At 64.6% G+C, this 7,081-nt stretch carries 9 protein-coding genes; 6 read left to right on the top strand and 3 right to left on the bottom strand.

From position 1 onward, the window contains the following. The first annotated feature begins 565 nt into the window (after nucleotides 1–565). Both ATE70_RS24995 and ATE70_RS22085 read left to right on the top strand, forming a co-directional pair. Nucleotides 566–847 (top strand): hypothetical protein, encoded by a 282-nt coding sequence (locus tag ATE70_RS24995; protein ID WP_156419670.1) that lies wholly within the window; start codon nucleotides 566–568, stop codon nucleotides 845–847. Next, nucleotides 847–1,662, top strand: coding sequence for a ferredoxin--NADP reductase (locus ATE70_RS22085; RefSeq protein ID WP_058539691.1), 816 nt, complete (start codon nucleotides 847–849; stop codon nucleotides 1,660–1,662). The genes ATE70_RS24995 and ATE70_RS22085 overlap by 1 nt, the downstream gene beginning before the upstream one ends. Nucleotides 1,663–1,674: 12 nt before the next feature. On the opposite strand, the gene ATE70_RS22080 is transcribed toward ATE70_RS22085, so the two are convergent. Continuing rightward, nucleotides 1,675–3,087 (bottom strand): M20/M25/M40 family metallo-hydrolase, encoded by a 1,413-nt coding sequence (locus tag ATE70_RS22080; protein ID WP_058539690.1) that lies wholly within the window; start codon nucleotides 3,085–3,087, stop codon nucleotides 1,675–1,677. Nucleotides 3,088–3,220: 133 nt separating this feature from the next. Between ATE70_RS22080 and ATE70_RS22075 the strand changes: the two genes are divergently transcribed. From ATE70_RS22075 to ATE70_RS22065, 3 genes are read left to right on the top strand one after another with little or no spacing between them, the layout of a single operon-like run. Beyond that, the gene (locus ATE70_RS22075) at nucleotides 3,221–3,844 is read left to right on the top strand and encodes a lysophospholipid acyltransferase family protein (RefSeq protein ID WP_058539689.1); all 624 of its coding nucleotides are present in this window, start codon (nucleotides 3,221–3,223) and stop codon (nucleotides 3,842–3,844) included. Continuing rightward, the gene (locus ATE70_RS22070; protein WP_058539688.1) at nucleotides 3,841–4,659 is read left to right on the top strand and encodes a DUF1295 domain-containing protein; all 819 of its coding nucleotides are present in this window, start codon (nucleotides 3,841–3,843) and stop codon (nucleotides 4,657–4,659) included. Before ATE70_RS22075 ends, ATE70_RS22070 begins: the two co-directional genes overlap by 4 nt. Beyond that, nucleotides 4,635–5,039 carry a hypothetical protein gene (locus tag ATE70_RS22065; protein WP_058539687.1) on the top strand — a complete coding sequence of 135 codons (405 nt, stop codon included), beginning with the start codon at nucleotides 4,635–4,637 and terminating at the stop codon, nucleotides 5,037–5,039. Before ATE70_RS22070 ends, ATE70_RS22065 begins: the two co-directional genes overlap by 25 nt. Before the next feature lie 150 nt (nucleotides 5,040–5,189). On the opposite strand, the gene ATE70_RS22060 is transcribed toward ATE70_RS22065, so the two are convergent. Next, entirely contained in the window at nucleotides 5,190–6,119 is a 930-nt protein-coding gene (locus tag ATE70_RS22060) for an isopenicillin N synthase family dioxygenase (protein ID WP_058539704.1), read from the bottom strand. Nucleotides 6,120–6,241: 122 nt separating this feature from the next. Here ATE70_RS22060 and ATE70_RS22055 point away from each other — a divergent pair, with 122 nt between their 5' ends. Next, the gene (locus tag ATE70_RS22055) at nucleotides 6,242–6,667 is read left to right on the top strand and encodes an EVE domain-containing protein (RefSeq protein WP_058539686.1); all 426 of its coding nucleotides are present in this window, start codon (nucleotides 6,242–6,244) and stop codon (nucleotides 6,665–6,667) included. 6 nt (nucleotides 6,668–6,673) lie between these two features. On the opposite strand, the gene ATE70_RS22050 is transcribed toward ATE70_RS22055, so the two are convergent. Then, nucleotides 6,674–7,003 carry a PilZ domain-containing protein gene (locus tag ATE70_RS22050; RefSeq protein ID WP_056368603.1) on the bottom strand — a complete coding sequence of 110 codons (330 nt, stop codon included), beginning with the start codon at nucleotides 7,001–7,003 and terminating at the stop codon, nucleotides 6,674–6,676. Nucleotides 7,004–7,081 lie beyond the last annotated feature (78 nt).

Raw genomic sequence — 7,081 nt, 5'->3', positions numbered from 1 at the left:
GCCGTTTGCCTTGCCACACGCTGCGGCCGAAATGCGCCGGTTGGGCAGCGCCCCCGCGCGCCGCCCCGGCCTCGTCCTCGGCGCTGCCCAACCGGCGCATTTCGGCCGCAGCGTGTGGCAAGGCAAACGGCAGTGAAGCAGTTTGGCGTTAGGGTGCTGAGCTAATGTTCCGACATTCGTCATTCCCGCGGACGTGGGAATGACGAAGGAAGAAAGAGCGCGGCCATGCCCGGTCTTGAGCGGCCGGACGGGTGCGCTTCCTTTGGGCCGAACGGCCGGATTCAGCCCGCCTGCGGCATTCCCTGACAGAAATATTGAATTGCAAATGACTCGCAATAACATATAAGCCCGCCGGCGCGGCTTGTCGCGCGCGCTGGAAAGGGAAGCGATGTACGCCTTTGTCGATCGCCGGGTGGACAGCCTTTGCAACAGCGGGCGATTCCTGCTCTGGGCGATGCGCGGGTGGGTTCACGCCGCCGAGCGCGGGCGATGTCCGCCGCACGTGCTCCATCGGGGCTTTGCTGCGGTCGGTGCCGCGGGCGCCCTGCCCGACTTTCACGTTGCGATGGCGCTGCTTGCCGGCGATGCGGTCGAAACCCTGCTGCTCGCGCCCCTGCCCTGTCTCCAGATTTCAGAGAATGAAGCAATTCTGCTTGGACTCTGGCGTGATTTTTCGCTTGAGAACGCCGCAAATGCCCATGCGACGCTGGCCTTGCTGGCCGAGGGAGAAAGCGCCGGCCCGATCGCCAAAGCGATGGGCGCCGCGATCGACCGGCTGGTCGCGACGGGATTCGATATGCCGGCCCTCGCGGCCGGCACCATGACACATCAGGAAAGTCCAAAGTGATGAGTGACCGTATTGCCGAAGCCGCCAAGCTGGCCCCCTCCGCCTCGCTGACCGTCGAGGAGGTGCGTTCGGTGCGCCACTGGAACGAGCATTTGTTCAGCTTCACGATCACGCGGCCGCCGAGCTTTCGCTTCCGGTCGGGCGAGTTCGTGATGATCGGCCTGCCCGGCGAAGGCCGCCCGCTGCTGCGCGCTTACTCGATCGCGAGCCCCGCCTATGCCGACGAGCTCGAATTCCTGTCGATCAAAGTGCCCGATGGCCCGCTGACCTCGCGCCTCCAGCTGATCCAACCGGGCGATCCCGTCTATCTCGGCCGCAAGCCGACGGGGACGCTCGTCGCCGACGCGCTGACCCCCGGGCGGCGTTTGTTCATGCTGTCGACCGGGACGGGGCTTGCCCCTTTCCTCAGCCTCGCCCGCGACCCCGACATTTACGAGCGTTTCAACCAGATCGTGATCGTGCATTGCGTGCGGCAGGTCAGCGACCTCGCCTTCCGCGACGAGCTCGAAAGCCAGCTTGCGGGCGATCCGCTTGTGCAGGATCAGGCGCTCCTCCAGTTCCACTATCTGCCGACGGTGACGCGCGAGCCCTTCCCCACGACGGGCCGCATCGACGCACTGATCGAAAACGGATTGCTCTTTGGCCATCCGCTGACCGGCCCGAGCGCCTTCGATCCCGCCACCGACCGCATCATGATGTGCGGCAGCATGGCGATGATCCGCGACCTCGAAGCGCGCTTCGAGGCGCTCGGCTTCAAGGAAGGCTCGAACACCGCGCCCGGCGACTTCGTCATCGAGCGCGCGTTCGTCGGCTAGGGCCAAATCCCGTCAAGGCTTGTCCGCGTAAGCCTTCACCAGATCGAACATATAATCGCGGCCGACATAGACCGAGCGCACTTCCATGCGTTCGTTGAGGCCGTGCGCGCCATTGCCGTCGGGGTCGCCCCACATGCCGGGGATGCCATAGGTCGGGATGCCGACCGCACCCAGAAAGGTCGCGTCGGTATAGCCGTTCGCCATCGACGGGATGACCTTCAGCCCCGGCCAATATTTGTCGACGAGTGTCTGCATCGGACCGAGGATCTTCGGGTCGAGCGGCGGCGCGGGCGGTGCGGGGCGTTTGGGCGGGAGCTGGGTGATCGTGACGCCCGGATCGCCGATCACACGTCCGAGTTCGTCCTTGATCGATTCGATGCTGTGCCCCGGGAAGATGCGGCAATTGATGTTCGCCCCCGCGCGCTGCGGCAGCGCGTTCGGGGCGTGGCCGCCGTCGAGCAAAGTCGCGACGCAGGTGGTGCGCAAATTGCTGTGGAGGAATGGATCCTTGTTTATGATCGCCTCGGCCGCCTTGTCGGTCGGGTTCGTCGCCAGCGCGACCATCGCCTTGCCCGTCTCGTCTCCGCGCGCGGCGCCGGCCTCGGCAAAGAAGCGGCGCGTCGTGTCGGTCATCTCGACCGGGAAATCATAATCCGCAACCTTGGTCAGCGCGCGCGAAAGTTCGTAGATCGCATTGCCGGGCACTGGCGCCGAGCTGTGACCGCCCGGATTGCGGGTTTCGAGGCGGAAGTTCGCGAAGGTCTTTTCGCCGACCTGCACCGACTGGCCGAGCACCTTGCCCTTGCCGTCGCTGTCGCCGCCGCCGCCTTCGTTGAGCGCAAATTCGGCGTCGATCAGGTCGCGCTTGTTCGCGGCAAGCCATTCGACGCCGTTGAACGCACCATTGGTTTCCTCGCCGCAGGTCAGCGCGACCTTGACCGTGCGCTTGGGCTTGTAGCCCGCCTGCTGGAAACGGATCAGCGTGTCGACCCACACCGCAGCCTGCGCCTTGTCGTCGGCGGTGCCGCGGCCATAGAAATAGCCATTCTCCTCGACCATGACGAACGGATCGCGTTCCCAGTCGGCGCGCTTCGCCTCGACGACGTCGATATGCGCGACGAGCAGGAGCGGCTTCGCGGTCTTGCTGGTACCCGGATAGACGGCGACGAGACCGCCTTCCTTGGGGTTTTCAGCGGTGGCGAACAGGGTCAGCTGGCTCGCCGGTATGCCCGCCGCCTTCAGCCGCGTGGCCATGCGCTCCGCAGCGAGCGTGCAGCTGCCCGACGAGAGCGTCGTGTTCGTCTCTACCAGCTCCTTGTAAAGGCCGCGGAACGCGAGCTGGTCGGGGCGCGGCTGCGCCTCGGCGGCGATCGCGGGCGCGGCAAGCAGTATGGCGGACGTCAGCAGCGCGGACAGCGTCTTCATCATTTTCTCCCCTGTTTTGCGGATGAAGGGAGCAGAAAGACGGCATCGCCGCAAGCCGCGATGCGCGCACCTCTTGCGCCGCGTGCGCCTTTCGCGCAATTCGGGCCATGGGAGAGGACCAAGCGTGACACGAATGAATGACGACCCGCCGGGGCTGGTGGCGCGCGCGGTGCGCAGCCTTCTGCTTTTGCTGTACCGGATGCGCGGATGGAAAGCCGTCGGCGAGGTGCCCGAACCGCGCCGCTTCATCCTGATCGCGGCGCCGCACACGAGCAATTGGGATTTCGTCAATTTCCTCGGGCTGACCGCCGACCTCAAGATCCGGCCCTTTTTCATGGGCAAATTATCGCTGTTCCGCTGGCCGCTCGGCGGCTTCATCCGCCAGATGGGCGGTGTCCCGGTCGATCGCCGCGGCGGCGGCAATGTCGTCCAGCAGATGGTCGATGAATTCGCGCGCCGCGCCGAATTCATGCTGACCGTCGCGCCCGAAGGCACACGCGGCAAGACGGCGAAATGGCGCACCGGCTTTTATCAGATCGCGATGGCCGCCAAGGTTCCGCTCGTCGTCGGCTTCATGGATTATGCCACCAAGACCGGCGGGCTCGGCCCGCTGATCTGGCCCACAGGCGACTTTCGCGCCGACATGATGAAGGTATTTGAGGTATATAAGAGCCATAGCGCTCGATTCCCCGAGCGGCAGGCGCGCTCGATCGATGACATCGTCGGCCGCGATGAGGAACGAGACATGCGCGCGTGAGTGACGCCCTTTTGCTGCTGACGATCAATTTCGGTGGATTGCTGGGCGCGATCCTGCTGCTCTGGGGCATCGCGACCCTGATCCGCGACGTGTCGTTCATCGACGCCTTCTGGGCATTCGGCATGGTGCTGCTCGCGTGGGGCACATGGTGGCAGGTCGGCGCGGAGGGCGCGCACGCCAAGCTGCTCCTCGGCCTGACCTCGCTATGGGGACTGCGGCTCGCGATCCATCTGACGATCCGCTGGGCGAGCCATGGTGAGGACCCGCGCTACAAGAAAATCTTCGCGTACTCGATGGAGAAGCGGAGGTGGAGCTGGGCGAAGACCGCGCTTGTCATGGTTTTCCTGACGCAAGCGCCCTTGCTGTTCATCACCTGCCTGCCCGCGCAAATCGGCATCTGGGCGAGCGCGCGCGACCCGGCCGCGAGCGTCGGCGTCATCGGCTGGATCGGCGCGGCGGCGGCGCTCGCCGGCATCGCGTTCGAAAGCATCGGCGACGCGCAGCTCGACGCCTTTCGGAAAAACCCCGCGAACAAGGGCAAGGTGCTCGACACGGGCCTCTGGCGCTACACGCGCCATCCCAATTATTTCGGCGACGCTTTGACCTGGTGGGGCCTCTGGCTGATCGTCGCCGACCTCGGCTGGGCGCCCGCGCTCGCGAGCGTGATCGGGCCGGTCTTCCTGACCTTCACGCTCACCAGATGGTCGGGCAAGGCACTTCTCGAAAAGGGGCTGCACAAGACGCGGCCCGATTATGCCGACTATGTCGCGCGCACCTCCGGATTCATCCCGTGGCCGCCAAAGACCAGGGTTTAGGCGGCGAGGAAAGCACGGCCGATGTGTCGGCGCTGGGCGACGCGCCGCGCATCCGCGCGATATTGATCGAGGCGGCGCGCGCGGGGCGGAGCGTCAGCTATTCCGAACTGCTCGGTGACCTCGGTTTCCGCTTCACCCGGCCCAAGATGCGCGCGGTGTGCCGGACGCTCGAGGAAGTCGACCGCCTGAGCGCGATGGACGGCGAACCCGATCTGGCGGTGCTGGTGGTGCGCGAGAGCGACCGGCTGCCGGGACAAGGCTGGTGGGTCGGCGGAACGGCTTTGCTGCTCGGTTATGACGGCCCGTGGGAGGGCGCAGCGGCGGCGCGGTTTATTCGCGAGCAGCAGCAGGCGGTGTTCGATTTTTGGGAGGGGCGGTAGGCTGATTTCGACCAGTTGCTGACATATCCATCATCGTCACCCCGAACTTGATCCGGGGTCCATGACTTCAACGCGGCGGTGGATCCCGGATCAAGTCCGGGATGACGAAAGGAGGGGATGGCAGCTAAGCACCCCGGAACCGTCATTCGCTTATTTCTTCAACCCGATCTCGCGCAGCCGCTCCTGCAGATACTCGTCCGCCGTGATCGGCGTCGGATATAAATTCGGGTGCGATGCATCGACGCAGCTTTCGAGCGTCTCGATCGGATAGTCCGAACGGAAGTGGAGGAAGAAGGGCATCGAATAGCGCGCGACGCTCGCGCGGCCCGCATCGGGGTTGCGGACGCGGTGCGTGGTCGAGGGCAGCTTGTTGTTGGTCAGCCGCTGGAGCATGTCGCCGACGTTGACCGCCATTGCGCCCGGAGGCGGCGAGACGGGGAGCCAGCTGCCGTCCTTATCGAGGATTTCGAGGCCCGCCTCTTCGGCGCCGAGCAGCAGCGTGATCGTGTTGATATCCTCATGCGCCTCGGCGCGGATTCCCTTCGCCGGGGCTTCGACGGGCGGATAATGGAGCAGGCGCATCACGCTGTTGCCGTCGGCGACGGTGTCGTCGAAGAAATCGGGCGCGAGGCCGAGGTAGCGCGCGATACCGGAGAGGAGACGCGCGCCGACGCGGTCGAATTCGGCGAAGAGCTTGTCATAGGCGGTACGAAAGCCGTCGACCTCGGCGGGCCAGACATTGTTTGGCTGCTGCGCGGCAAGGCGGTGCCCCGCGGGCAGGTCGCGGCCGACATGCCAGAATTCCTTGAGGTCGACTTCCTTCGCGCCCTTGGCGATCTCGGTCCCGAACGGAGTGTAGCCGCGCGCGCCACCGCCACCGGCGATATGATAGGCGCGCTTGGTTTCCTCGGGCAACGCGAAAAAGGCTTTCGCCTTGTCCCAGGCTTGGTCGATCAGCGCGGGGTCGATGCCGTGATCGGTGATCATCGCGAAACCGAAGCGTTCGAACGACGCGCCGAAATCCTTCGCGAACTGGTCGGCGGGGAGCGACATCGAAATGGTGGGAACTGCGGCAGTCATCTTATCATCCATATTGGGCGAAGCTTAGGCCTTCGCGACTCTGTTCCCGCATGTAGGACCGTCGACGAGGCAGGGAAAGAGGCTCGCTCTTTTCAAACCGGCGATGCTTGCTAAGAGAGCGCATGGCAAAATCATATTGGCTGATGAAATCCGAACCCGACGCCTATGCGTGGGAACAACTCGTCAAGGACGGCACGGGGATGTGGGACGGGGTACGCAACCACACCGCCAAACTCAATCTGATGGCGATGAAGGTCGGCGACGAGGCGCTCTTCTATCACAGCAATATCGGCAAGGAATGCGTCGGGATCATGGAGATCACCGAAGAAAGCTTTCCCGACCCGACCGCCGAAAAAGGCGCGCCGTGGGTCGTGGTGCGCGTCGCGCCGGTGCGTGCGCTTGCCAACCCGGTGACGCTGGCGGCGATCAAGGCCGATCCCAAGCTCGCCGACATGGATTTGATCCGCCAGTCGCGCCTGTCGGTCGGGCGCGTAACGTCCGCTGAGTGGAAGCATATCTTGAAGAAGTCCGAGAAGCCCGAGGGCTGAGCCGGCTTACTGGCCGCGCAGCTTGACCTGCAGATGCTTCGCCACCGACGGGTGAAGCGGGTTGACGAATTCGCAACCATAATTGTTGCCATCGGCGCGGCGGACGACGGCTTCCAAAGGCTGGAGCCCGGGCAGGTTCACCCAGATATGCTTGCCGATCTGCGGCCGGAAAAACGTCACCATGCGAAAGCCCGTCGACGACAGGTCGAACAGTTCGACGTCGAAGGGGTTTAGCCCCGGTTCGCGGAAACGCGCGCGTGCGGTCACGGGTGCGCGCTCGGCGCCGCGCCCGGCGGTGGGCGCTTTTCTGGTTTCGATGGTGCGATTCCCCAACACGGATTCGGTCCCTGCATGTCATTCTTGGTCGAACTGCTTTTAGGCAGCCGTTGGTTACCCCAAAGTGAAGCGATATGG

Source organism: Sphingopyxis sp. H053 (assembly GCF_001468225.1).
In the GTDB taxonomy this organism is placed as follows: Bacteria; Pseudomonadota; Alphaproteobacteria; order Sphingomonadales; family Sphingomonadaceae; genus Sphingopyxis.
The sequence above is the reverse complement of the archived record's forward strand: the minus strand, read 5'-3'. Positions and strand labels throughout refer to the sequence as shown.